Origin of the sequence: Parabacteroides sp. AM17-47, assembly GCF_003434625.1 — a bacterium.
GTDB classification, from domain to species: domain Bacteria; phylum Bacteroidota; class Bacteroidia; order Bacteroidales; family Tannerellaceae; genus Parabacteroides; species Parabacteroides distasonis.
Genome location: NZ_QTLI01000012.1, coordinates 143,101 through 168,338, shown reverse-complemented (window position 1 = coordinate 168,338; position 25,238 = coordinate 143,101). Strand labels below are relative to the sequence as shown.

Below are 25,238 nucleotides of genomic sequence, written 5' to 3'. Positions count from 1 at the left end.
TTTTGGATTCAGTGGCGGACACGGGATTACATTTTCATGCCTTTGTTGTTCTTCTTTTTCGGCTTCTCCTGCTGCTGTTGCTGGCGGTCGTCCTTTGGGGCGGTCTGACCTTTCTGCAAAGGCTCTTTCAGGTTCTTTGTCGCCTCGTTGGTTTTGCCCTCGTTGTTCACCGCCACCTGTGTGCGGCTCTCGTTGGACGGGGCGACCTGCTGGGCGTTGTCGGGGTTCGTTTCGTAGCGGTACGGGCGGCCCTTCTCCGGGTTGAACTTGATATACATCGTGGCATGGAAGCCCTGCTTGTCGGTCACGTTCTCCAGTTTCACGGCTTTACCCGCCACGTAGTCGGCTTTCTGCTTGTCGGTGAAGTTCACGCCGCTCCATTTGCTGATGGGGCGGATGCTGCCGTCCTCGTTCATCCACGTGTTGCGGCGTTGCTCCTTCTTGGTCTGTGCGGCATTTTCCCCGCCTTGCGCCTGACTTTTCGAGGTGTCACCTTTGGCTTCCTGCGTCTGTGCGGTACGGGGCGACCTTCCGGTTCCCGGCACGAACTCCACGCCGCGCTGCTCCACGTTCACTTGAAGGGTGGTGACGAACTTCCTGCCGTCGTTGCGCTCGATGAGCTTGTCGCGCACGGGCAGTCCGGCGCGGAGCATGTCCTGCTCCTGTTTGGTGATTTCCGTCTTGCCGATGCGCTCCGGGATGCGCACCTTGTTTGCCGGAATGTCCGTGATTTCATTCGTCTTGCGGTCGATGCTGATGTAGGAGGGGATGATTTCGCCCGTTTCCCTGTCCACAATGTCCACGACCCTGCCGAGGTTGCCCGTTTCGCGCAGGTTCTTCCGGTCATCGTCGGAGAATTTGTGTTCCTTGTACTCATCTAACTTCTGCTCCTTGCGGATGAAGTGCGGCACGAGGCTGACATTTCCCTCGCCGTCCTTCTTGAAGGAGAGGCGGGCGTCCAGCTCGAATGATTCGCCGCCGAAGGTGGGCTTGACCTTTACCAAGTCGGACTTGCCGTAGTGGAGCATCTTCGTAAGGTCTCCGGACTTTTCAAGGTCGTCACGCTTCACGCCCCATCTGTCCTCCAGCTCCTGCCAGTTGATTTTGCTCTCGTTGATGGGTTGGTAGCCCTGTCTGCCCTGCGTCTGTTGCGGGCTTTCCTGCTGTTCTTTCTGTTGTTCCATGTTTTCCTGTTTTTGAGGTTCTTGTTTCTCTGTCTTTTGTGCCGCCATCTCTTCCTGCACCTGCTGTTGATAAGGGAAGGTGTCGATTTTGTGCGGTGCAAGGATTTGTTTGTTCTGGTACGGATGCTGAAGCAGGTCTTTCATCACGCCAAGCATGGAATCCACTTGGTCTGCCGCGATGCGGTAGAAACCGAAGCGGCTGGGTTCCTTGCACTGCCGGAAGAAGTTCTTGAAGAAGTTGTCCAGCACGTCGCCGTGTCGGTCGAATTGCAGGAAACTCTGCGCGTTCTCAGCTTTCGCAGGGGTACGCTTGGGTGTGTCGTCTGCATTCAGCCCGGCTACCACGCTGATCTCGCCCGTCTTCTCGTCACGGACTACCAGCACGTCCTTTTCGTCTTTTTTCTTTGCCATTTGAAAAATGTTTTAATGGGGTATTTATGAAAGAAATTATGGATACGAGCCTTGTAGAAGGCTATATCTTCTTTTTTGAAGTCCTTGATATGGTTGGAAAGGAATGTCAGCACATCCTCCTCGCTGTAATAGGTTTTCTTGCCCAGTGTCTTGTAGGGCAATGCGCCGACACTGCGGTAGCGTTGCAGTGTGCGCTTGCTTATCTGGAGCAGCATGCACAAATCCTGATTGTCGAAAAGGCGGATGCTTTCCGTGATAGTGGGCTGTTTCCCCTCAGCCTTCATCGCCAGCAGCAGTTCGTCCTGACGGTCGAGCCGTTCCATCAGCTTCTGCATCCAGCCCTCGAAGTTGTTTCGTGTGAGCAGTTCCATGACCTATGTCCTCCTTCCTTTTGGTTTGCCGCCAGTGCGCAGCGTGTGGTTGCGTTTCAATTCCTGCGGTGTCGCCGCGTCCTCGTTGACGGCACACGCTTCAAGCAGGCGGTCTATTTCCGACTGCCGGTAGCGGCATTTACCGCGAAGCACGACATAACCGATGCGTTGCTCGCTGCGCATACGCTGGAGGGTGCGGGTACTCACGTTAAGCAGGTGCGCCGCCTCGCGTGTGGTGAGCAACCTGTCGGGCGATGCCGCTTTCTTGTCGCCGGAGGCGGCACGGACGTGTGCCGCAATCTCCGCTATCTGTTCCGTCAATGACCGGAAGGCAGAACTTTCCATCGTTATCACTTTCATATTCAGTCCTTTATTTTTGTTTATTTTCATGAACATAGGCTGCGCCTCGGCATACCGTTCAAGCAAGTTTGACGCTCTACACTCGGCTTGCTCTATGTTTCTGCGACAAAATTCGGCAATAAACAAAAGGGGCTTTAACAACTCACTACGTGACTCACGTAAGATTTTTACGGAAGATGGCTCCGTAACCCGGTCAAACGGTGCAACAGGCAGCCTTTCAGCGGAAAACGGTACGTGTTAAGGGCTGCATCGTTACCTTTGCGGGCAAACCGATAATTGCATGAATATGGAAATAGTATCTATCGAGAAAAAGACTTTCGAGATGATGGTGGCGGCATTCGGCGCACTCTCGGAGAAGGTCGCCGCCCTAAGGCGCAAAAGCGACACGGGGCGCATGGAAAGATGGCTCACGGGCGAGGAGGTCTGCGGGCAGTTGAGAATAAGCCCGCGCACGTTGCAGACGCTGCGTGACAGGCGGCTTATCGGCTACTCGCAGATAAACCGCAGGTTCTATTACAAGCCAGAGGAGGTGAAGCGGCTGATACCGCTTGTCGGCACGCTCTATCCGCACGGCAGATGATTTGATTTATTCACCCACTGAATCCGAAGTTATGATGAACGAGAACAACGATGTTTTTACGATGGAAGACGAGCCGATAGCCTCTGTGATGCAGGATATGCGCAAAGGCTCGAAATGGCTGTCTGTATTTCTGGAAAGTTACCGCCCTCCGCTGGACGGGGAACGTTACCTGACTGACGGTGAGGTGGCGGAACTGCTCCGTGTCAGCCGACGCACCTTGCAGGAATACCGCAACAACCGCGTGTTGTCCTTCATACTTTTGGGAGGGAAGGTGCTTTACCCGGAAACGGGGCTGCGCGAGGTGCTGGAAGCGAACTACCGCAAGCCGCTGGAGTGAGGCGGCCAACATGAAAAAGGAAACGGGCGACATTTTGTGGTGCTGCCCGTTTACTTTTTATATACTTGGGTGTTTTAATGACCTTAAAACCAGTTTTTTGATTGATCCAACCAATTTCTATCGTTAGAAATTCATATAGTTAATAAAAAGTTGTAACTTTGCATTTAACGCAATCTAAAAATTAATTGTAATGGCAATTTTAAACAACATTAAAAATGTACTATCAGAAAAAGGAGTTATGAGCAAATGGTTGGCAAAACAATTACAGAAAGATCCTGCAACAGTATCTAAATGGTGTAATAATCATTCTCAACCTGATTTGTACACATTTGTTCGTATTGCAAATTTGCTTGATGTTGATGTTCATGAACTTATTTGTCATACAAAAAAATAGTATCTAAAGGAATATAGATGTTTCACCATTTTTAAGCATGTAAATAAAGTGTATGAGCAATAAAATTTGGAATTTTGATATATTAGTTGATGATTGTTTTGTTAATTTTAATACAAAAAAGCAAGAAATAAATCCAGATCATAATGACAGGTTATTATCAGTTGCTAATGGCTTTGAAGATGGCAGTTGGAGATATCGTCAATTCAAAGAATTTGTTTTCAGTAATATTGCAGAAACAGCTTTGTCTGCACAAGAACGAGAGAAATTAATAGATAATGATTACGGTAGGCTTATTGAGGCTGCCAAACATTTACGACTTGTTGACAAAGAGCAGAATGGAAAGGGAAGTGAAATAGCGGAAATTATTCTATATGGCATAATGAAGAACCATTATAAAGCCTTATCTGCAATACCTAAAATTTTTTATAAACAGAATGATAATGATAATGCAAAGGGCTCTGATTCTGTACACATTGTAATTGACCCAAATGGAGGCTTTCAACTTTGGTTAGGAGAAGCTAAATTTTATAATTCTCTTGAGGATGCGCGATTATACGAACCAATAAATTCTGTTGAACAAATGTTGCGCAAACCTATTATGAAAAAGGAATGCGGAATAATGACCAATCTCAATGAACTTGATAAACAAATTGAAAACCAAACATTACTTAAAAAGATAAAAGAATGTTTCGATGAGAATACTTCCATTGACGAAATAAAACCCAAACTACATATACCTATTCTTTTATTACATGAATGCCAGATAACAGCAAGTACTACTGAAATGAGTGATGAGTATAAAAATAGTATTATTTCTTTTCATAGAGATCGTGCTCATTCGTTTTTTAAGAAGCAGATCAACAAGCTTAGTTCTGTTCATAAGTATTCGGAAATAAACTTTCATTTGATTCTTTTTCCTGTTCCTGATAAAACAAAAATAGTAAACTGGTTTATTTCACAAGCAAAAAATCTCAAAAATGATGCAGACGAATGATATATATAATACATGTTTAGATATAAGTAATGTTCTAAATGCTGGTGATATAAGTAATGCAAGATCCAAAGTAATTACATTACTTCATGAGATTAATGGTACTAACAATAATTCATATATGGAATTAGTCAACCATCTTATTCGTGAAGTGGGGCTTTTACCGTATATTGATACATATACTGCATCTTGGGAAGATCGGTTTGTATGTGAAGTTTTTAAAGTTAATATTGGAGAAAGAAAACCTTGTGTCTTACATACTGCTCAATCACAGGTATTAAAGAAGTTATTAGAAGGGAAAAGCGTTGCGGTGAGTGCTCCTACAAGTTTTGGTAAAAGTTTTGTTATTGATGCATTTATTGCGATTAAACAACCAATTAATGTTGTAATATTAGTACCTACGGTTGCTCTTGCAGATGAAACAAGAAGACGAATTTGCCGAAAATTCTCTCATCAATATAAAATAATTACAACAACAGATGTAGAACTTGCGGAGAAAAACATATTGGTATTTCCGCAAGAAAGAGCTTTTGCCTATATAGATAAACTTCCTTCAATTGATATTCTAATCGTTGATGAGTTTTATAAGGCAAGTACAAATTTTGATCTTGAAAGAAGCTCCACTTTACTCAGTTCAATGGTAGAACTCGGAAAGAAAGCTAAACAAAGATATTATCTTGCCCCAAATATCCATGAAATAGAAGAAAATGTATTCACTGAAGGGATGACATTTCTGCGTATGGATTTTAAGACCGTTGTAACGCATGCATGGCGGTTATATAAAAGCAGACCAAAGAATGAAGATAAACAGAGTTTTAAGACACGTAAACTTATTGAATTAATAAATACAGGTATAGGTAAAGCTTTGATATATACCGGCACATATAAGGGAATTGAAGAAGTAACAACAATTCTTAACAGAAATTTATATAATAAAGACTCTGAACTGCTTGCTAATTTTTCTGATTGGCTGGAATGCAATTATGGAGAAAAGTATATTCTTAAAGATTTAGTCAAACATGGTATTGGTATTCATAATGGTCAGCTACATCGTTCTCTTAGTCAAATTCAAATAAAACTATTTGAAGAACAGAATGGGTTAGATTATTTGGTATCGACCTCGTCTATAATTGAAGGAGTAAATACTCAAGCAGAGAGTGTCGTTTTATGGTCAAATAAGAACGGGGCTCATAAGATTGATTATTTTACCTTTCGCAACATCATTGGACGCGCAGGCAGAATGTTTCGTTATTTTGTAGGTCGTGTCTATATGCTTGAAGAGCCACCAAGTCAAGAAAATACTAAATTGAGATTAGAGTTTCCTGATGATGTAGTAAAAAACTTGATGGAAATGACCCCGGTATAAAATTGAATAATGAACAATATGTAAAAATTCAACGATATCAAGATGAAATGATAGAACTTCTTGGAACGGATATTTGGCATAGAATTGAAAGAATACCACAAATCAGAAGTTGTAAACCATCAATGTTAAAGATAATTGCGGAAAAATTGAAAACTGATTCCAATTGGCCAACAAATTGCGATGCTTTACAAAACAATAATACATGGGAATGGAGGGATGCTTTAGGAGATATCATAGAAATTTTGGAATATCATCGAAAAGGACATTTACGGTATTATGCATGTGCATGTAGTAATGGATGGAAAATGACTATAAAAGAGCTATATAACACAGTAAAAGATTATGGTATTACATATGAGGATATATTTACATTTGAAAGATATGTATCCTTTAATCTCTCATCTATTATTGCGGTAATTAATATTATACGTCAAGAACTTTATCCTAATTCCTCAAATATCGCCAATTTTGTATATAAAGCATCAAATGCCTTTTTACCTAAAATTGTATTTCAACTTGAAGAATACGGATTACCGAGGATGATTAGTAAAAAGATACAAAATGCAGGTCTTATAAATCTTGAAGACGATTCTAAAGAGATTACAATCGTTATACAGGAATTTAACACGATAGGAATTGAATACCTTGAACAAAAAATACCTAATCTCCATTCATTTGACAAATATATATTAAAACATTTTATGAACGGAATTCGTTGCATAACGACAAATCAAAAGAATTAAATAATAGCCATATTATTACCTCTATATTTTTTGAGATATGATATGGCTATTTAGATAAGGATCCATATAGAAATTCTTTCGTATAATTTTCATTTGATATCTTCAACAGTACGCAGTTTTTCCGTTCTGTATAAACATCACGTATGTTTGCCGCTTCTCTTGTGAGAGAACCTTTCCTACCAGCCACATGCGGAACAGGTAGGTGTTGTAGGTGTTCAGCCGAAAAGCAATCAGAATAATGATTTCAGGCGCGTACACGTCCGCGTACAGCCCGTTTTCAAGCTGCATGTAGCGGCACACCTTGTAGTCGTTCAGCACGTCAGACTTGCGGACGGCTTTGATGACGGCGTTCACTGCCGGGACGGTCGTATGGAACAGTCCGGCTATTTCGGTGGCGGTCATCCACACATCGTTACCGGTTACGCTGACCGCCTTGTCCTCTATGATGATTATGTCACGTTTCATGGCTCCTCTTTTTTAGATGGTGCAACCTGCAAATTCCTCGACGTTGTTTAACCTTGCGGCAAGGTTTTCCATATCCTGATTGAGTTTTTCTTTGGTTATCTTCGCGTAAATCTGCGTCGTCTTTATGCTCTTGTGTCCAAGCATGGAGCTGACCGTTTCGATGGGTACGCCGTTGGAAAGGAAAACTGTCGTGGCTGCCGTGTGGCGGCTTTGATGCCACGTGATATGCTTGGTGATGCCGCAACGCTTGGCGACGGCACGGATACCGGCAAGGCACGTGTTATAATGCGGAACGGGGAATATCCTGCCGTTCTCGCATAGCCCACGGTATTTGCCGATTATGCGGTTGGCGATGTCAAGCAGGCGGATGTTGGACACCACGCCCGTTTTCTTGCGGTTGATGTTTATCCACTCGTGTTCGTCGAAATAGGTACGGATATTCTCTTCCGTGAGGTTGCGCATATCCGCGAACGACAATCCGGTGAACGCACAGAACAGGTAGAGGTCGCGGTACAGTTCCTGTTTGGCGTTTTTCAGTTTCCCCTCCATCAGCAGGCGTATTTCGTCTTTGGTCAGGAAACTGCGTGTCGTTTCCTCCTTCTTGATTTCATACTCGCGGAACGGGTCGCGTGTCAGCCACTCGTTGTTGATGGCTATGAACACCATTGTCCGTAGCGGGCAGACGTACAGCCACACGGTATTGGTGCAGCAGTGCTTGTCCGTGCGCAGGAACATCTCGAAGTCGGAGATGAAAGCGGGAGTAAGCTCTTTTAGGGCGATGTCCTTCACATGGTAGCGGATGTCGAGGAACTCTTGCAGGTGCTTGTAAACGACACGGTACTTTTCCAGTGTACCTTTTGCTTTCATGCCTGCTTCCACCTGTTTCTCATAGTTCTCGTTGTGCCGACGGAACACCTGCATCAGCGTGTGGTAGCGGTGTTCCAGTCCGAGAAAGGCGTTCTTTACCTTCTCCGCCGTGACGAAGTTGTCACGCTCCATGATTTCCTGATAGTGTTTGTTGATGCGCACACGCATCTTGTCGAGCATGCGGTTCGTTTCGAGTGCCGCCGAGCTTCTGCCCGTGACACGTCCCCCTTTGGTGTCCCACAGCTTCGGATCGACACTCAACTTGCAACTGAACTGCGTCTGGCTGCCGTCCACCGTGATGCGTCCCATGACGGGAACCGTCCCGTCCTTTTTCACTACCTGACGCTTGAGGTAGTAGATTACTGAAAATGTACTCTTCATCGTTCTTAATTTTTGGATTTCAAAATTAGTTGGTGAAGAGTCCGGTGTCGGTACGCAAAACGGGGAGGAACGGCGCAATCTTTTTTCCGTAACCGTATTTGTTACGTGAGTTGTGGGTAACTCACTATAACATAGTGTCTTGTTTCGCCATTCGTACCCGTTTGTCGCATTTTCGGACATGGTTACGAACAAGTAACGTTGCGGCGTCAAGATTTGGCTTCGGCAAGGATTGTAATGGCTTCACGAATTATCGCCACTTTAACTAAAACCCTTGTAACTCAATTCTATCACTATATCTTTCCGCATTTCACTTTTTTGTAGTAACTTTGCGTCGTAAAAACATAAAACAATTCAACAATGTCAATCTCACGCTTTAATGCTGTGGAGAAGGCATCCAACCGAAAGGCCGTGGAAGCCGTTACTCCCGAACACAAAGTATCTGAGTACTATGGCGAGAATGTCTTCAACCGGAAGGCGATGCAAAAATATCTCTCCAAGGAAACGTACAAAGCCTTGACCCACGCCATTGACAATGGCACACCTATCGACCGGGAAATCGCCAATCATGTGGCAGCCGGCATGCGTATGTGGGCACTGGAAAAAGGAGTCACTCATTACACCCACTGGTTTCAACCGCTTACCGATGGCACCGCCGAGAAGCACGACGCTTTTGTAGAACACGATGGCAACGGCGGCATGATCGAGGAGTTCAGCGGCAAGTTGCTCGTCCAGCAAGAACCGGACGCTTCCAGTTTCCCGAACGGTGGACTTCGCAATACCTTCGAGGCCCGCGGCTACTCCGCTTGGGACCCTTCCTCTCCCGCTTTTATCGTAGATGACACACTTTGTATCCCAACCGTATTTATCGCTTATACCGGTGAAGCGCTGGATTATAAGACCCCGCTGATCCGCTCTATCGAAGTATTGGGAGAGGCCGCCAAGGACGTATATCGGTATTTCGATGAGGATGTCAATAAGATAATTACTTACCTTGGTTGGGAACAGGAATATTTCCTTGTTGACGAGGACTTGTATTCCGCTCGTCCGGATCTCTCACTGACCGAGCGTACCTTGCTAGGACATGAGAGCGCAAAGAACCAACAATTAGACGACCATTATTTTGGCGCTATCCCCTCTCGTGTACAAGAATTCATGAAAGACTTGGAAACCGAATGCTATAAACTAGGTATCCCGGTAAAGACCCGCCATAACGAAGTAGCCCCCAACCAGTTCGAGCTAGCTCCTATTTACGAGGAATGTAACCTAGCCAACGACCATAACCAATTATTGATGTCGGTCATGAAACGTGTCTCCCGCCGTCATAATTTCCGTGTATTATTGCACGAGAAGCCATTTAACGGGGTAAACGGTTCCGGTAAACACTGTAACTGGTCTATGGGAACAGACAAGGGTGTAAACTTATTCTCTCCGGGTAAAGACCGTGAGGACAACCTACGCTTCATCACTTTCGTGGTAAACACCATCATGGCCGTTTATAAATACAACGCTTTATTAAAAGCGAGTATCGCTTCCGCCACGAACGCACACCGCCTAGGCGCGAACGAGGCACCTCCCGCTATCATCTCCACTTTCCTCGGAACGCAAATCAGTGATATCTTGGATAAGTTCGAGAATAGCTCTATCGAGGACGCTATCGAGGTAGACGATAAAAAGGGCTTGCATCTTGGCTTCGGGCAGATCCCCGAACTGCTGTTGGACAATACGGATCGTAACCGTACCTCTCCTTTCGCCTTCACCGGAAACCGTTTTGAGTTCCGTGCCCCGGGCTCTTCCGTGAACTGCGGATCGGCCATGTTAGCGTTGAACTCCGCCGTAGCCTATCAATTGCAACAATTCAAGAAGGACGTAGAGGCTTTGCAAGCGGAAGGAAAAAGCAAGGAAGTAGCGATCTTCAAGGTGCTGAAAGCCTATATCAAGGAATCTAAGCCGATCCGCTTCGATGGAAACGGTTATTCGGACGAATGGAAAGAGGAAGCTGCCAAGCGAGGTCTGGATTGCCAAAACAGTGTTCCCTTGCAATATGACGCTTATCTTAAACCGGAGTCGATCGAGATGTTCACGTCTACCGGCGTACTTACCCAGAAAGAATTGGAAGCGCGTAATGAGGTAAAATGGGAAGTCTATATCAAAAAGGTACAGATCGAGGCTCGGGTATTAGGGGATTTATCCTTGAACCATATCATCCCGGTAGCCGTTCGCTACCAGAGCGTATTGCTGGATAATATAGCGAAGTTGAAAGAGACATTCGGCGATGACCCGGAATTCCGCGATATGTCGGAAGAACCCCGTCGCTTGGTTCGTAAGATAGCCGGACATATCTGTGCCGTGACCAAGAAAGTGGATGAGATGGTAGAGGCCCGCAAGAAAGCGAACCGCTTGACCGATATGCGGGAAAAGGCGATCGCTTACCACGACTCGGTAGCCCCTTATTTGGATGAGATCCGTGACCATATCGATGATCTGGAACTGATGGTGGACAACCAGATGTGGCCGTTGCCGAAGTATAGGGAACTCCTGTTTATCCGATAAAAAACACCAGTACTGGCGTTGCCTTGCGCCAGTATCGGCATAGCCTCACACTGATATAGGCGCAGCCTTATACCGATACTGGCATAAGGCTACGCCTATACTCCCGTTTACCACTTCACATAAGAAGCATTCATCAAGAAGTCATAATCATGTTTCATCGCTTGCAGCGGTGTCATATTATAACGCTCTTGCTCAATGAAGTAATCCTCTAATCCGGCTTTCTCCGCCACAGCGAATAAGGATTTGAAGTCTACGATTCCGGCGCCCATCTCCGTGCTGCCCTTTCCATCCGCGTTCGCGTCTTTCAAGTGCCAGTTGGCGAAACGACCGGGATAACGGTTCACGTAATCATGACATTTAAAACCGCCATACACTAATTGAGCCGTATCGATCTGGAAAGTAACCAGCCCTTTGTCCGTATTCTCGATCATCACGTCGAACGGGATCTTCCCTTCCAGCTCATGGAATTCATCCACATGGTTATGGAAAGCGAAACGCAACCCATTCGCCTTCGCAATCTCACCACATTTATTAAATTGATCCGCTAAACGCTTCACGTCCGAAAGGCTCTTGATATCTTTGGAGGGATAACCCGCCTGAACAATCCATTTACAGCCTACCTCTGCCGTATCGGCGGCATTCTTTTTCCAGAAGTCCCATCCCTTGGTATCACCCTCCGCCAGCAAACCGCTTCCGGTATGGGAACCTACCATACGGGCACCCAGATCCGCCAGATATTTCTTCATCTCGGCCGGGGATTTCCCGTAGAATTTGCCATCCCGGTAACCGGCGGCTTCCATCCGTTTATAACCGATATCCACCAAAGCCTTCATCGTACCGTCAAAATCCGTCTTCAAGTCGTCCCGGACACTATACAACTGTACACCTATCGCTTTCTCTTTCTTAGCCAAGATAGAGGCAAAGCCATTCGGTACTACACTCAGTGCAGCCACAGCGGCACCCGCTTTCAAAAAATTCCGTCTCGTTATCATCATACTATTCTTTAAGATTAACGTCGCTAAAGGTAGCAAAATTATTTCTACTTTCGCGCACATTTAAACAAACGATCATGCAAGGAACAAAAAATCTGACCGAAGGGGTCATCTCCCGGCAACTATTCAATCTGGCGATGCCGATCATGGGTACCTCATTTATCCAAATGGCCTATAGCATCACCGACATGGCTTGGGTAGGCCGATTGGGAAGCGAGGCCGTAGCCGCTATCGGCGCCGTTGGTATCCTTACTTGGATGACGAACTCGATCTCCTACTTGAATAAAGTAGGCTCGGAGGTGAGTGTCGGGCAAAGTATCGGGGCGCAAAACGTGGAAGATGCCCGAGGATTCGCTTCCCATAACCTAACGATCGCCTTGATCCTCTCGCTTTGTTGGGGATTCTTGCTATTCGTCCTCGCTCATCCGATTATCGGCTTCTACAAACTGGAGGAACCGATCGCGTTGAACGCCGTGGAATATTTGAGAATCGTCGCTTCCGCATTCCCATTTATCTTCCTCTCGGCGGCGTTTACCGGGATTCATAATGCGGCGGGATTGAGTAAGATTCCATTTTATATCAGCGGAACAGGTCTTTTACTGAATATGGTGCTAGATCCTTTATTTATACTCGGCTTCCATTTGGGCACGGCGGGCGCGGCTTGGGCTACGTGGATCTCCCAAGCGGTGGTTTGCGGACTATTCGTCTATCAGCTAAAATGCCGCAATAAATTGTTCGGGGGATTCCCTTTCTTTGTCCGTTTAAAGGAACGCTACACCAAGCGGATCTTCCAATTGGGCCTGCCGGTAGCGTTATTAAATACATTCTTCGCGATCATCAATCTTTTTATGGCTCGTACAGCTTCCACCTACGGAGGGCATATCGGTTTGATGACGCTTACGGCAGGCGGACAAATGGAGGCGATCGCATGGAACACCTCACAAGGCTTCAGTACGGCCCTCTCCGCTTTCACCGCCCAGAACTACGCCGCACGCAAGAAAGAACGTATCTTGACCGCTTATCATACGACGCTTAAAATGACTTCTATCATCGGTGTACTCTGCACGTTGTTATTCGTCTTTTACGGTAGCGAGGTCTTCTCGCTGATCGTGCCGGAGCAAGCCGCTTATGAGGCCGGTGGTATATTTCTCCGGATCGACGGATATTCGATGATCTTCATGATGCTGGAGATTACCACGCAAGGCATGTTCTACGGTACCGGCCGAACGGTTCCGCCGGCGATCATCAGCATCTCGTGTAACACCTTACGCATACCTTTGGCCATCGGGCTAGCGGCAGCGGGACTGGGTATTACGGGTGTTTGGTGGGCGATCAGCCTTTCCAGCATGCTAAAAGGTGTCGTCGCTTTCATTTGGTTCAGTATCTTACAGAAGAAGATCTTGTAAGCGGAACAATTCTTACCGATTTTCCGTACATTCGCGATTAAAATGACATTCAATTAAAAAAACAACCTATATGGATAACAAATTCAAACCGGAAACCCTGTGCGTACAGGCCGGTTGGCAACCCAAGAAAGGAGAACCCCGTGTCCTCCCGATCTATCAAAGCACGACATTCAAGTATGAGACGAGCGAGCAGATGGCTAAATTGTTCGATTTGGAGGAAAGCGGCTATTTCTATACCCGCCTTCAAAACCCGACAAACGAGGCTGTAGCCGCCAAGATCGCGGCGTTGGAAGGTGGCGTGGCCGCCATGCTGACCTCATCCGGACAGGCCGCTAGCTTTTTCGCTTTCTTCAATATTTGCGAGGCTGGCGATCATATCGTAAGCGCTACCAGCATTTATGGAGGTACTTATAATCTACTGGCCGTTACCTTGAAGAAGCTGGGAATCGAATGCACGTTCGTAGATCAAGATGCGAGCGAGGAAGAGATCTCCAAGGCTTTCCGCCCGAATACGAAGGCGATGTTCGGCGAGATGATCTCCAACCCGGGCGTTATGGTATTGGATGTGGAGAAGTTTGCCCGCATCGCCCATAATCATGGCGTACCCTTGATCGTCGATAATACGTTCGCCACGCCGATCAATTGCCGTCCGTTCGAATGGGGAGCGGATATCGTTACGCACTCCACGACTAAATATATGGATGGCCATGCCACGAGCGTGGGTGGTTGTATCGTGGACAGCGGTAATTTCGATTGGGAAGCGCATGCCGAGAAGTTCCCGGGACTTTGCCAACCGGACCCTTCTTACCACGGATTGACCTATACCAAGACATTCGGGAAATTAGCGTTCATCACGAAAGCGACTAGCCAACTGATGCGTGACCTCGGAGCGATCCAATCCCCGCAAAACGCATTCCTATTGAATCTGGGATTGGAGACCTTGCATCTTCGTGTACCGCAGCATTGCAAAAACGCCTTGGCGGTAGCGCAGTGGCTACAGAAATGTGATAAGGTAGCTTGGGTTCATTATCCGGAATTGGAAGGCAATCCGTACCATGAACTCGCCAAGAAGTATCTACCGAATGGCTCTTGCGGTGTATTATCCTTCGGATTGAAAGGTGGACGTGAGGTGGCGATCAAGTTTATGGATAGCTTGAAACTCGCCGCTATCGTAACTCACGTAGCGGATGCCCGTACTTGCGTGCTTCACCCGGCCAGTCATACGCACCGCCAGTTGAGCGATGAGCAATTGATAGAGGCTGGCGTGGCTCCGGACTTGATCCGCTTCTCTGTAGGTATCGAGAACGCCGATGATATCATCGCCGATATTGAGCAAGCGCTCAATAAATAAGACATCTGTGCCATGCTGATGAAACGCTTGTGCCATCAGCGTGGCACGCTTGTGCCATCAGTGTGGCACGCCTGTGCCATCAGCATGGCACACCTGCATCTACAGCACGGTACTGCTATAAGTTCCTAGATAGGCAGGAATCTCCCCAGACGCGCCACCCAATTTGTCGTAATCCTCCCTAGGCTCGTTACCGGATGTTCCTCACGCAACAAATCCTCACGGAACTCACGAAGAATAAGCCAATCCGCCTGTTTCACCCAATGCCGGAAGACCGGATTCTCCACATGACTTTCCGAAATGGATAATAACACGTCCAGATCAAAACAATCAGCGACAACGCCTGCGCCAGACAAAGAGGCATCGTAAGCATTGCAAGCTTGCTCAATATGTGTAGGAACCATCAATACAGGTTTATTCAGATACATCGCCTCACATACGGATTCGAACCCGGCGGTCGTAGCATAAGCCTTCGCCCCCGACATATAACGTAGAAACAACGTATCATCCAGCTGATGGAAAGAAAGGCAATCGTCTATTTTCACCTCGGCTCGCTGATCTTTCTTATCCCAAAAGAAATGCATCGGAACCGAAGGATGACGGGAATGCCAAGAACGGATCTCCTCACTAAACCCGCTATTCAACAAATAACCATGCAAATAACTGCCGTTCGAGGGAACCGCATCCAAGACTTCTTGCCTTAATAAAGGAGGAACCACGACTATTCCTCCCAACGGCGCCTCGCGCATCTTCCGGAAAGACAAGGCTAATTTTTTGACGGAGCCTATCGCCGTTAATCTCGTAAAAAATCGTAGCGATGCCAACGACAATGTGCTCTGCTTCGGGAAAACGAAGTCCGGATGCAAGAATAGATATTGATGGGCGATACATACCATCGTTGCTTTCGGACGGAGAATCAAGTAAGTCAGCCCCGTCAATAGCTCGTAGAAGTTCACGACAACATCCGCATCCGTCTGCCGAATCATCCGGTCGATATAACGGATACTTCCCATGTATTTATGCAGACGCAATACATTATATAATACGCTACGCATCAAACTCACTTGTTTATTCTTAGCCGTCGGTAAAAAATTCGGACTCTCAAACGGATATACCGGCGATTGTATCTTATTCAAGAAGAAATCCGGCAAACGGCGGGCCGGGCTTTTTCCTACCAACACACCAACGATCTCATGTCCTTCGGCCATCAATTTCTGGCGTAAGGATAACGCTTGGGTCAAGTGCCCACGTCCCTCACCTTGTATGATAAACAGAATTTTCATACGGCATCCGCATATAGTTGTACATTATTATATGTAACAATATCCCACTCTCCTTGTTCATCCTCCACGAGAGCGGTCATGCTTTCCACCCAATCGCCGGAATTTAGATAATGCACATTACCATACCATACGCTCGCCGCTTGATGAATATGGCCGCAAATAATCCCATCCAAATGCTTGGCCTCCGCTAAGCGTACCAGCTCTTTCTCAAACTCCGAGATATAAGAGACCGCACTTTTCACCCGGTGTTTCACCTCTTGGGATAAAGAGAAATAAGGTTTTCCTTGCCGCTCTCTACGATGATTGTAAACCTTATTCAACCACAATAAAAAAGTATATCCCACATCCCCGAGCATGGCAAGCCAACGCATATGGGTCGTAACCGTATCGAAAATATCGCCATGTGTCACGAAATAGCGTTTTCCTTGTCTCGTCTTCAGTAAATAATCCTTTACGATCGATATATTGGAGAACTTAAAAGGAGCCAAGCTATCGAGAAAATCATCATGGTTCCCCACTACATAGATAATCTCCGTACCCCTTTTCTCCATCATCTTCATCAATACCTTAAAGAAATCGGTATGCTTTTGTTTCCAGCGTTTACCGGATTTCTTCAATTGCCAGCCATCGATGATATCACCATTCAAAATCAATCGATCGCAATCTACGTGCTTGAGAAAACGGGTGACCTCCTCCGTCCGGGAATGTTCCGATCCCAAATGGATGTCAGAGAGGACAATAGTCGGATAGTACTTTCTTAATATCATCTTTTCCTTGTTTAAGATGATACAAAAGAACACTTTCGGTATTACAAGTTCACGACAACCTAATGAAAAAGACATAACAAAAAGGCCAGCTCTTCACAAAGCCGGCCTTTTCTCGTTTAACTTTAAATATTAAAAAATTATGATGACATTTTACTTTACCTATTCTTCTGATTGAGTAGCCTCGTAAGCCTTTAACAACTTCTCTTGTACATCGGCAGGAACTAACTCGTAACTAGCGAACTTCATCGTAAAGGAAGCACGTCCGCCCGTAATGGAGCTTAGTGAAGTAGAATAGTTAGACATCTCTTTCAAAGGAACTTTCGCCAATAGTTTCTCAAATCCCTTCTCGCTATTCATACCCATAATCAAGGCACGGCGTCCTTGCAAGTCACTCATCACATCTCCCAGATAATCAGCAGGAACGGAAACCTCGACATCGTAAACAGGCTCCAAGATCTTAGGGCCAGCCTCCTTGAAAGCGGTACTGAACGCATTGCGTCCGGCAAGCATGAAAGAGATTTCATTACTGTCTACCGGGTGCATCTTACCATCGTATACGCAAATACGCACATCGCGAGCATACGAACCCGTCAACGGCCCTTGCTCCATACGAGCCATGATACCTTTTAGGATAGCCGGCAAGAAACGAGCGTCGATAGCACCACCAACGATACAGTTTACGAACACGACTTTACCACCCCAATCCAAATCAATTATTTGAGTATCACGAACATTCATCTTATACTCCTGTCCGCCGAAACGGTAGGTATCCGGAGCAGGCATACCTTCATAATAAGGCTCGATAATCAAGTGAACTTCACCGAACTGGCCTGCGCCACCAGATTGTTTCTTATGGCGGTAATCCGCACGGGCCGCTTTCGTAATCGTCTCACGATACGGGATCTTCGGCTCCAGATATTCGATCGGCAATTTATCATTATTCTCGATTCTCCATTTCAATGTACGAAGATGGAACTCACCTTGACCGGAAACGATTGTCTGCTTCAATTCCTTGGACTGCTCGATTACCCATGTCGGGTCTTCCTCGCGCATACGTATCAAGATTTCCATCATCTTCTCGGCGTCAGCCTCATTCACCGGCTTGATAGCACGACGATATTTCGGATCCGGATATTTAATGAAGTCGAAACGATAATCACAACCCTTTCCGTTCAATGTATTACCACGGCGAACATCCTTTAACTTAACGGTCGCTCCAATATCACCCGCCACCATTTCCGTAACCGGGGTACGAGTTTGTCCGGCTACCGCAAATAACTGTGCGATACGCTCCTTAGAACCACGATCGGCATTCATCAAATCGTCACCTTCTTTTACTTTTCCTGATATCACTTTAAAATAGGAAACCTGACCAATATGAGGTTCCACGGTAGTCTTGAAGAAGAACAAGCTAGTAGGACCATTCGAGTCCGGAGTCACCTCTACGCCTTCCGTAGTAATCAGACGAGGCATCTTGTCGGTACAAGGAACCACGTTACCCAAGAACTCCAACGTACGACGAACACACATATCACGACCGGCACATACGCAGAATACCGGGAACATACCGCGAGTAACCAAGCCCGCACGGATACCGGCACGCATATCATCCTCGCTCAAGGCACCTTCCTCAAAGAATTTCTCCATCAAAGTATCATCGTTCTCAGCGGCGGCTTCCACCAAGGCTTGATGCAACTCCATCGCCTTATCCATTTCCTCGGCGGGGATTTCCAATACATCAGGAACTCCACCTTCCGGTTTCCAACGATACATCTTCATTTTTAATACATCCACCACGGCATTGAAAGAAGAGCCGCAGCTAATCGGATATTGGATCGGAACGATCTTACTGCCCCAACGGTCTTTCAACTGGGCGATAGTTCCCTCATAGTCGGCTTTATCATTATCAAGCTGATTGACAACGAAAATCACCGGTTTATGAAATTGTTCAGTATACCGGAACTGGTTAATGGTTCCAACCTCAACACCGTACTGGGCATTCAATACCATCAGTGCCGTATCCGTGACATTCAGAGCGGAAACAGCTCCTCCAACGAAATCATCCGAACCCGGACAATCGATGAAATTCAGCTTCCGATCCTGCCACTCAACACTGAAAACGGTTGAGAAAACTGAGTATCCATACTCTTTCTCAACCGGGAAATAATCGGACACCGTATTTCCTGCCTCAACGGAGCCGCGGCGTTTTATAACTCCACCCTCGTAAAGCATAGCTTCAGCGAGAGTGGTTTTCCCAGAGCCCGAACTTCCCAAGATAGAGATGTTCTTAATTTCATTTGTTTGGTATACTTTCATGATATCAGGATTTATTTGAGTTTAACAATACGTTTATTTGGCGTGAATCACTTTCACGAGGGCGCAAATTAGAGATTGTAAAGGAAAAAAGCAATTATCGCCCGGTGTTTGAGAACTATGTTGTGCAGCAGCAAGGTTTTTTGAAATTTAAATTATATCTTTGTGTAAAGATATAATTGTGTCCATACAGATGGCAGGTTTATACATCCACGTTCCTTTTTGCGCCAAGCGGTGTTTATACTGTGACTTTTTTTCCAATACGGAGATGAAGTATAAAGAGCCGTATATAAACGCACTTATAAAAGAGATGGAATTGCGGAAGGGATATATAGGAAACGAAGCATTAGAAACCATTTACTTCGGGGGCGGTACTCCTTCCCAATTAGACGAGAAGGATTTTGGCAAGATATTCGAGGCCATCTATCGTCATTTTGATGTAGCCGAGCAAATGGAGATTACCTTAGAGGCGAATCCGGATGACATGAAACGAGAATATGTATCGCTTCTCCGTAATTATCCTTTTAATCGGGTCAGTATGGGTGTACAGAGTTTTCATCCGGAAGATTTGCGTTTTCTGAATCGTCGCCATGACCGGGAACAAGCGATTAAAGCAGTAGAACTATGCAAGGAATATGGGATTACAAATATCAGTATCGATTTGATCTACGGACTCCCCAACCAAACGCAGCAAGCATGGGAAGAGAATTTGCGACAAGCGATCCGGTTGGATGTTCCCCATCTTTCCGCCTACCACCTCATTTACGAGGAAGGTACCGCACTTTACAAATTGCTGGAAGCGGGAAAAGTGACCCCCATAAACGAGGAGTTAAGCGTCTCGTTCTTTTCCACATTAATAGATCGGTTGGCAGAAGCAGGCTATTTGCATTACGAGATATCTAATTTCGCCCGTCCCGGGTTCTTCTCCAAGCACAATAGCTCCTACTGGACCGGAAAGAAATATCTAGGCCTCGGTCCTTCCGCCCATTCTTATAACGGGATAGACCGGGAATGGAATCCATCTTCTCTACCTATATATATAGACGGTATAGAAAATGGGCATCCGACAATAGAATCCGAGGATTTAGACCTATGCACCCGGTACAACGACTTCATCATCACCGGCCTTCGAACCATGTGGGGAGTCTCTTTCGCTGATATCCAGACAAAATTTGGCAGGAAGCTCCTTTCTTATTGTCAAAAGCAAGCTCAACCCCATATCAACCAAGGTCTCTTATTACAAACCGGTGACAAATTGATTTTATCCAAGTCAGGAATCTTCGTTTCCGACGGAATCATGAGTGATCTACTTTGGGTATAAAAATTAACAAAACCACCACTTTCTCCAACAAACCTGTTAGTTAAAAGTACATTTCCTGCACATTTTCACGATTTTTGAGAAATAAAACGACGCATATTAAAAAACTATTACATATATTTGCAGCATCAAAAACAGCAAACAGTGCCATATTTGTATATAATATCAGGTTGCAACGGAGCAGGAAAAACAACAGCTTCCTTCACGATTTTACCAGAAATGCTAAAATGTAGGGAGTTTGTTAACTCAGACGAGATAGCCAAGGGACTTTCCCCTTTTAATGCAGACAGTATAGCCGTCGCCGTTGAAGCTAGTCGTATTATGTATAAGCGGATAAAGGAACTCATCGGTGCTGGTGAGACTTTCGCAATGGAAACTACGCTGGCCACCCGTTCAGTCGCAAACTTGATACGGGAAGCACAAAGGGAAGGTTATTATGTTACATTGCTTTACTTCTGGCTAAATACGCCGGATCTAGCCGTGGAACGTGTGAAAATGAGGGTAGCCGCCGGAGGTCACAATATTCCGGAAGCAACGATACGGCGTCGATATGAGGCCGGTATCCACAATTTATTCGAGCTATACCTTCCTATTAGTGACTATTGGATGATAACAGATAATTCGATGTCTCCCATGGAAGTGATCGCCAAGGGATTCAAGAATGATAAAAGGGAAGTGTATAATCTAGATATTTTTACAAAACTTGAACATCATGAATGAGCAAGAAGTTAGAGAATTCGAAGAGAATATAGTAAAAGGTGCAAATATAGCTTTTCAGCGTTTGGTGAATCAGAAGAAGAAGGAAGACGGAGAGTTGGTATTCTCTCGTAACGGTCATATCTTCAGAGTCAAAGCTGTTGATCTTGACAAGATTTATTAAGTTATAGATATACATATACAAAAAGAGGAGACGTATCTTTCAAGGATATGTCTCCTCTTTTTGGCTTTATAGAAAAAGGAACTTAGGTTCATGGGCGAAGTATGTTAACATACTTCGGCATTTCAGTTAACATACTTCGCCCACGAAGTTAACTTACTTCTCTATCTTGAGAATTCCATCTCGTTCAATAAATAACCGGCTCCGGCATATTTATCGATTACGAATAGGACATAACGGATATCTACGATAATACTGCGTTGATAATCGGGCAGATATTGGATATCCCCTCCTACTCCTTCCCAGTTACGGTCGAAATTGATACCGATTAACTCTCCTTGTCCATTCAATACCGGACTACCGGAGTTCCCTCCCGTTGTATGGGTCGTAGCACAGAAGGCAACCGGCATTTTACCGTTAGGCATCTTATAAGGGCCAAAGTCTCCTGCTTGATATAATTCCTTCAAACGAGCAGAAACCACAAATTCCCAATTCGTAGAATCCTCCTTCTCCATGACGCCGTCTAAAGTGGTTTGATGACCATAATAATCGCAATCACGAGGACTGTAACCTTTCACCTGCCCATAAGTCAGACGAAGCGTAGAGTTCGCGTCCGGAAAACTAGCCAAGTCTCCATACATCGCTAAAAGTCCTTTCACATACGCACGATGGGCGATCGCATATCCGGCATCAAAATCAGCCAAGGCCTTATCTAACGCCTTTTTCTCATCCTTTACGGATTGTGCGAACAGAATCATCGGATCTTCTCTCAAAGTTTTGACAGACGGATGCTCCTTGAACGCATTGAAGTTCTTCTCACTACCATAGATCGATTTATCAAACAGATAATCAACGAATTTATCCACATCCCCCTTAAACTTGCTATCGATTACGGAAAAATAAGCCGGCTGCGACTTCGGAGCGACCAAACGCCTATATTCCTTTAACATGACTTTTGCTATCTTCTTATCAACCATCGGCGCATAATCCTTATCAGCGAAACGGTGGAAAGCCCTCTCCAATTGAGTGACCTGTTTTTGCTGCTCGGAACGATCTTTCCCCTCCAAAGCCTCACAAACAGTCTCGATATCGGTCGGAACTTTGGAGAACTCGATGCCACGGCTCAATGCCTCATCCAACATCCAACTACGGAAACGCAAATCCTTACGATCATTAACGATCTGCTCCAATGTCAGAAGCGCTTCCGGATAAGCAGGCTCACACATCTTCTTCGACCAAGCGATCAAACGATCCTGCTCATCGTTTTTCACCTGCTCAAAATTACGTTTGTTGATCGCCCAGTTACTACCGATCGCATTCTTATAAGCGTTCGTAGAACCCGCATACTTACTAGCGTATTGAATCCGGACTTGCGGATCTTTCAGCATTTCTTCCAGCATCGCCTCTTGACGGAGATTACGGATATTGATACGTACCGCATTATCTATATCCCGACGTTCGGCTACCTCCCATGAGGTATAGTATTTATTGGTACGACCGGGGAAACCCATGATCATGGCATAATCGTTCTCCTCCACACCTTTTAAAGAAAGCTTTAGCCAACGTTTCGGACGAAGCGGGACATTGGTTTCCGAATAAGGTGCCGGATTTCCGTTCGCGTCGGCATACACACGGAAAAGAGAGAAGTCTCCGGTATGGCGAGGCCACATCCAGTTATCCGTATCCGCCCCGAACTTACCGATAGAGGAAGGGGGAGCACCGACTAAACGGACATCCGAATAGACCTTCTTGGTAAACATATAGTACTTATTACCTCCATAAAAAGCCTTGATCTCGACTTCCGTACCGGGGTTATCCTGTAAGAACTTCTCACCTACTTTCGCTTTAGCGAGGCCATTCAAGTACTTAGCGGACAAGAATTCCATGCTGTTCGGATCCGTGATCTTTTTCAGTTCCGTCCTCACATAATCCGTCACGTCGTCGATCTTATCGATAAAAGTAACCGTCAATCCCGGATTCGGAAGCTCCTTATCACGAGACATCGCCCAAAAGCCGTCCGTCAGATAATCATGTTCCAAGGTACTATGCCGTTGGATGCTACTATAACCACAATGATGATTCGTCAGCACCAACCCGTCCGGAGAGATCATCTCGCCCGTACAACCACCGCCAAAACGAACCACGGCGTCTTTCAAGGAAGGAGCCTCGGCGCTATACACTTCCTGATCGCTTAATCGCAGACCAAGGGCCTGCATCTCCGCAAACTTTTGTTGCTTCAATAAAGGGAGCAGCCACATGCCCTCTTCGGCCAAGACCGGAAACGCCAATATAGCGGCCGCTACAGATAAAAAGAGTTTCTTCATGTATTTGAACTATTAAAAGGATGTTTTGTCAACATTGAATTATAATAACGGCGATCTCCACTTACCTCCTTACCCAGCCAAGCCGGTTTCTCAAAAGGCTCGTCCTCAGACGATAACTCGATCTCCGCAAGGATCAACCCTTCATTCGCTCCGTGGAAAACATCGACTTCCCACGTATGGCTGCCTCTGGGAACCAGATAACGAACCTTGTCGATCGCACCCGGCTCGCAAAGCTCCAACAACCGCTCGGCATCCACCAGAGGAATCTTTTGCTCAAACTCATAACGGCTCAAGCCTTTCTCATCCGAAGCGCCTTTGATCGTTAGAAATCCCTCCTCTCCCCGGATACGAATACGAACCGTACGTCCGGGCTGTGAGCAAATATATCCCTGCACGATACGGGTGGAGCTAACAGCCTCCGGTAAGAAATCACCGGAGACCAAGAATTTCCGTTCTATCTCAATGGCCATGTTGCGAGGTATCAGCCTTAATCGTTACCATCGTCGCACCAAAACCATATTCGCGGAAAGAAGCATCTTGAAAATAATGTTGTTTATAACGGGTCTTCAAATCCTTCTCGATCGCCTTACGCAGCACGCCATCGCCTTTTCCATGGATAAAGACAATCTTCTGTCCGTTATTAAGAGCGTACTGATCCATCACCTCACGGAATTTTCCCAACTGGTACGTCAGCATATCCGCATTGCTCAATCCATTCGTATTATCCAACAATTCGGTTATATGCAAATCGATCTCAAGGATAGCGCTATTCGTCGGCTTCTTTTTCACGATTTGCCGGGGAACCCTACGTTCCTCACGAACCTTTTGCTGCATAGCTTCCTTCAACTCTGCCGCAGAGACCAATAGTTCTCTCTCGGGCAAGTCATTGCGGATAATCGGATAAATCAAGGCATCCTCCTCAAAGAAATCATTCTCCATAAAGCAGTGAAGCTTGTAGAACTTAACCGTATCCAAGCGCAACTCTACAGATACGGCGTTTTTCAACGAATAGGGTTTATCTTTCTTGAAAGCGATCAGTTGCACGCAGATCCTTTCCAGATCATTCAACTCCGGCTTACCGAACTCCTCTAGGAATATTTTCGTATTCGGCTCGATAATCCCGTTATAACGGCTTGTCCAGCTATTATTCGTCCGGTTCATATAATTGAAGAACAAATAGTAATTGCTATCATTCACGAAATACGTCTCATAGCCGCATTGCTGAAACGCCTTCGGATCGACCGGGAGATAAGCCAGATACACATTCAGACGCTCTCCCTCCGGTGTCTCCTCGACCTTTTCCTCTTTGGGTTCAGGCTTCTTTGGGGAAGGAGTCTCTACCGGAGCCTGTACTTTCGGACGGTTCGAGCTATGCACTTGCATATCATTACCCCCAACCACGACACATTCCTTGATCAAGGCAGGAACCTCAAACCCATCCTCATCCTCAACCAACACTTGGTCCTTTCCACGGAATCCACGTACGACTCCACCTCCCACACTATTCAGGAAGCGAACTTTATCACCTATTTGAATACTCATATTCTATACCTTATTATATTATGCGCACAAAATTAGGGAATAATCCGCGAATCCGAAACCTATTTACT

23 protein-coding genes and 1 pseudogene are annotated in these 25,238 nt (G+C 45.8%); 12 read left to right on the top strand and 12 right to left on the bottom strand.

Annotated elements, in window-relative coordinates; genetic code table 11:
• Nucleotides 1-26: 26 nt before the first annotated feature.
• The 3 genes and pseudogenes from DW205_RS11750 to DW205_RS11740 all read right to left on the bottom strand — a co-directional run bounded on the left by DW205_RS11750 (nucleotide 27) and on the right by DW205_RS11740 (nucleotide 2,326).
• A complete protein-coding gene (locus DW205_RS11750) occupies nucleotides 27-1,595 on the bottom strand; it encodes a DUF3945 domain-containing protein (RefSeq protein WP_002561002.1) in 1,569 nt (522 codons plus the stop codon).
• Nucleotides 1,596-1,618: 23 nt separating this feature from the next.
• Nucleotides 1,619-1,966 (bottom strand): annotated as a pseudogene (locus tag DW205_RS11745) (helix-turn-helix domain-containing protein); the annotation flags it as partial.
• Between the two features lie 3 nt (nucleotides 1,967-1,969).
• Nucleotides 1,970-2,326 carry a helix-turn-helix domain-containing protein gene (locus DW205_RS11740; RefSeq protein WP_002561004.1) on the bottom strand — a complete coding sequence of 119 codons (357 nt, stop codon included), beginning with the start codon at nucleotides 2,324-2,326 and terminating at the stop codon, nucleotides 1,970-1,972.
• A 280-nt stretch (nucleotides 2,327-2,606) separates the two neighbouring features.
• On the opposite strand from DW205_RS11740, the gene DW205_RS11730 reads away from it, so the two are divergent.
• The 6 genes from DW205_RS11730 (at nucleotide 2,607) to DW205_RS22530 (ending at nucleotide 6,737) form a co-directional block, all read left to right on the top strand.
• Nucleotides 2,607-2,906: a helix-turn-helix domain-containing protein gene (locus tag DW205_RS11730; protein WP_004291426.1), complete on the top strand. Its 300-nt coding sequence runs from the start codon at nucleotides 2,607-2,609 to the stop codon at nucleotides 2,904-2,906.
• 31 nt (nucleotides 2,907-2,937) lie between these two features.
• Nucleotides 2,938-3,243 carry a helix-turn-helix domain-containing protein gene (locus tag DW205_RS11725; RefSeq protein ID WP_121963093.1) on the top strand — a complete coding sequence of 102 codons (306 nt, stop codon included), beginning with the start codon at nucleotides 2,938-2,940 and terminating at the stop codon, nucleotides 3,241-3,243.
• A 190-nt stretch (nucleotides 3,244-3,433) separates the two neighbouring features.
• Complete coding sequence (locus DW205_RS11720) at nucleotides 3,434-3,637, top strand: helix-turn-helix transcriptional regulator (RefSeq protein WP_002561006.1); 204 nt, start codon at nucleotides 3,434-3,436, stop codon at nucleotides 3,635-3,637.
• Nucleotides 3,638-3,689: 52 nt separating this feature from the next.
• A complete protein-coding gene (locus DW205_RS11715; protein WP_002561007.1) occupies nucleotides 3,690-4,631 on the top strand; it encodes a DUF1837 domain-containing protein in 942 nt (313 codons plus the stop codon).
• Entirely contained in the window at nucleotides 4,615-5,994 is a 1,380-nt protein-coding gene (locus DW205_RS11710; protein WP_233523150.1) for a DEAD/DEAH box helicase, read from the top strand. Before DW205_RS11715 ends, DW205_RS11710 begins: the two co-directional genes overlap by 17 nt.
• Nucleotides 5,995-6,041: 47 nt before the next feature.
• Complete coding sequence (locus DW205_RS22530; protein ID WP_233523149.1) at nucleotides 6,042-6,737, top strand: hypothetical protein; 696 nt, start codon at nucleotides 6,042-6,044, stop codon at nucleotides 6,735-6,737.
• A gap of 102 nt (nucleotides 6,738-6,839) precedes the next feature.
• On the opposite strand, the gene DW205_RS11705 is transcribed toward DW205_RS22530, so the two are convergent.
• Together DW205_RS11705 and DW205_RS11700 are read right to left on the bottom strand one after the other, a co-directional pair.
• On the bottom strand, nucleotides 6,840-7,202 hold the full coding sequence (locus DW205_RS11705) for a hypothetical protein (RefSeq protein WP_002561010.1): 363 nt from the start codon (nucleotides 7,200-7,202) through the stop codon (nucleotides 6,840-6,842).
• Nucleotides 7,203-7,214: 12 nt separating this feature from the next.
• Complete coding sequence (locus DW205_RS11700) at nucleotides 7,215-8,450, bottom strand: site-specific integrase (RefSeq protein ID WP_121963092.1); 1,236 nt, start codon at nucleotides 8,448-8,450, stop codon at nucleotides 7,215-7,217.
• A gap of 357 nt (nucleotides 8,451-8,807) precedes the next feature.
• Here DW205_RS11700 and DW205_RS11695 point away from each other — a divergent pair, with 357 nt between their 5' ends.
• Nucleotides 8,808-11,000, top strand: a complete 2,193-nt coding sequence (locus DW205_RS11695; protein ID WP_005868480.1) for a glutamine synthetase III — start codon at nucleotides 8,808-8,810, stop codon at nucleotides 10,998-11,000.
• A gap of 107 nt (nucleotides 11,001-11,107) precedes the next feature.
• Here DW205_RS11695 and DW205_RS11690 read toward each other — a convergent pair whose 3' ends face one another.
• Nucleotides 11,108-11,995: a TIM barrel protein gene (locus tag DW205_RS11690; RefSeq protein ID WP_008772604.1), complete on the bottom strand. Its 888-nt coding sequence runs from the start codon at nucleotides 11,993-11,995 to the stop codon at nucleotides 11,108-11,110.
• Between the two features lie 74 nt (nucleotides 11,996-12,069).
• Here DW205_RS11690 and DW205_RS11685 point away from each other — a divergent pair, with 74 nt between their 5' ends.
• Both DW205_RS11685 and DW205_RS11680 read left to right on the top strand, forming a co-directional pair.
• Entirely contained in the window at nucleotides 12,070-13,398 is a 1,329-nt protein-coding gene (locus tag DW205_RS11685; protein WP_005868477.1) for an MATE family efflux transporter, read from the top strand.
• Nucleotides 13,399-13,468: 70 nt separating this feature from the next.
• Entirely contained in the window at nucleotides 13,469-14,749 is a 1,281-nt protein-coding gene (locus DW205_RS11680) for an O-acetylhomoserine aminocarboxypropyltransferase/cysteine synthase family protein (protein ID WP_005868474.1), read from the top strand.
• 125 nt (nucleotides 14,750-14,874) lie between these two features.
• Here DW205_RS11680 and DW205_RS11675 read toward each other — a convergent pair whose 3' ends face one another.
• The 3 genes from DW205_RS11675 to DW205_RS11665 form a co-directional block, all read right to left on the bottom strand.
• Complete coding sequence (locus DW205_RS11675; protein WP_005868473.1) at nucleotides 14,875-16,029, bottom strand: glycosyltransferase family protein; 1,155 nt, start codon at nucleotides 16,027-16,029, stop codon at nucleotides 14,875-14,877.
• On the bottom strand, nucleotides 16,026-16,796 hold the full coding sequence (locus tag DW205_RS11670) for a UDP-2,3-diacylglucosamine diphosphatase (RefSeq protein ID WP_005868472.1): 771 nt from the start codon (nucleotides 16,794-16,796) through the stop codon (nucleotides 16,026-16,028). The genes DW205_RS11675 and DW205_RS11670 overlap by 4 nt, the downstream gene beginning before the upstream one ends.
• 159 nt (nucleotides 16,797-16,955) lie before the next feature.
• Entirely contained in the window at nucleotides 16,956-19,112 is a 2,157-nt protein-coding gene (locus DW205_RS11665; RefSeq protein ID WP_005868471.1) for a translation factor GTPase family protein, read from the bottom strand.
• A 190-nt stretch (nucleotides 19,113-19,302) separates the two neighbouring features.
• On the opposite strand from DW205_RS11665, the gene hemW reads away from it, so the two are divergent.
• The 3 genes from hemW to DW205_RS22265 all read left to right on the top strand — a co-directional run bounded on the left by hemW (nucleotide 19,303) and on the right by DW205_RS22265 (nucleotide 21,307).
• Nucleotides 19,303-20,430, top strand: coding sequence for a radical SAM family heme chaperone HemW (gene hemW / locus DW205_RS11660; protein ID WP_005868470.1), 1,128 nt, complete (start codon nucleotides 19,303-19,305; stop codon nucleotides 20,428-20,430).
• Nucleotides 20,431-20,547: 117 nt separating this feature from the next.
• Nucleotides 20,548-21,147: a zeta toxin family protein gene (locus DW205_RS11655; RefSeq protein WP_005858862.1), complete on the top strand. Its 600-nt coding sequence runs from the start codon at nucleotides 20,548-20,550 to the stop codon at nucleotides 21,145-21,147.
• A complete protein-coding gene (locus DW205_RS22265; protein WP_005858864.1) occupies nucleotides 21,140-21,307 on the top strand; it encodes a hypothetical protein in 168 nt (55 codons plus the stop codon). The genes DW205_RS11655 and DW205_RS22265 overlap by 8 nt, the downstream gene beginning before the upstream one ends.
• Before the next feature lie 161 nt (nucleotides 21,308-21,468).
• Here the strand turns inward: DW205_RS22265 and DW205_RS11650 are convergent, their stop codons facing one another.
• Genes DW205_RS11650 through DW205_RS11640 form a run of 3 tightly spaced genes read right to left on the bottom strand, consistent with a single transcriptional unit; the run spans nucleotide 21,469 to nucleotide 25,170 of the window.
• On the bottom strand, nucleotides 21,469-23,628 hold the full coding sequence (locus DW205_RS11650; protein ID WP_005868469.1) for a S46 family peptidase: 2,160 nt from the start codon (nucleotides 23,626-23,628) through the stop codon (nucleotides 21,469-21,471).
• Complete coding sequence (locus DW205_RS11645; RefSeq protein WP_005858868.1) at nucleotides 23,625-24,098, bottom strand: CYTH domain-containing protein; 474 nt, start codon at nucleotides 24,096-24,098, stop codon at nucleotides 23,625-23,627. Before DW205_RS11645 ends, DW205_RS11650 begins: the two co-directional genes overlap by 4 nt.
• Nucleotides 24,088-25,170: a DUF2027 domain-containing protein gene (locus tag DW205_RS11640; RefSeq protein ID WP_005868468.1), complete on the bottom strand. Its 1,083-nt coding sequence runs from the start codon at nucleotides 25,168-25,170 to the stop codon at nucleotides 24,088-24,090. Before DW205_RS11640 ends, DW205_RS11645 begins: the two co-directional genes overlap by 11 nt.
• Nucleotides 25,171-25,238 lie beyond the last annotated feature (68 nt).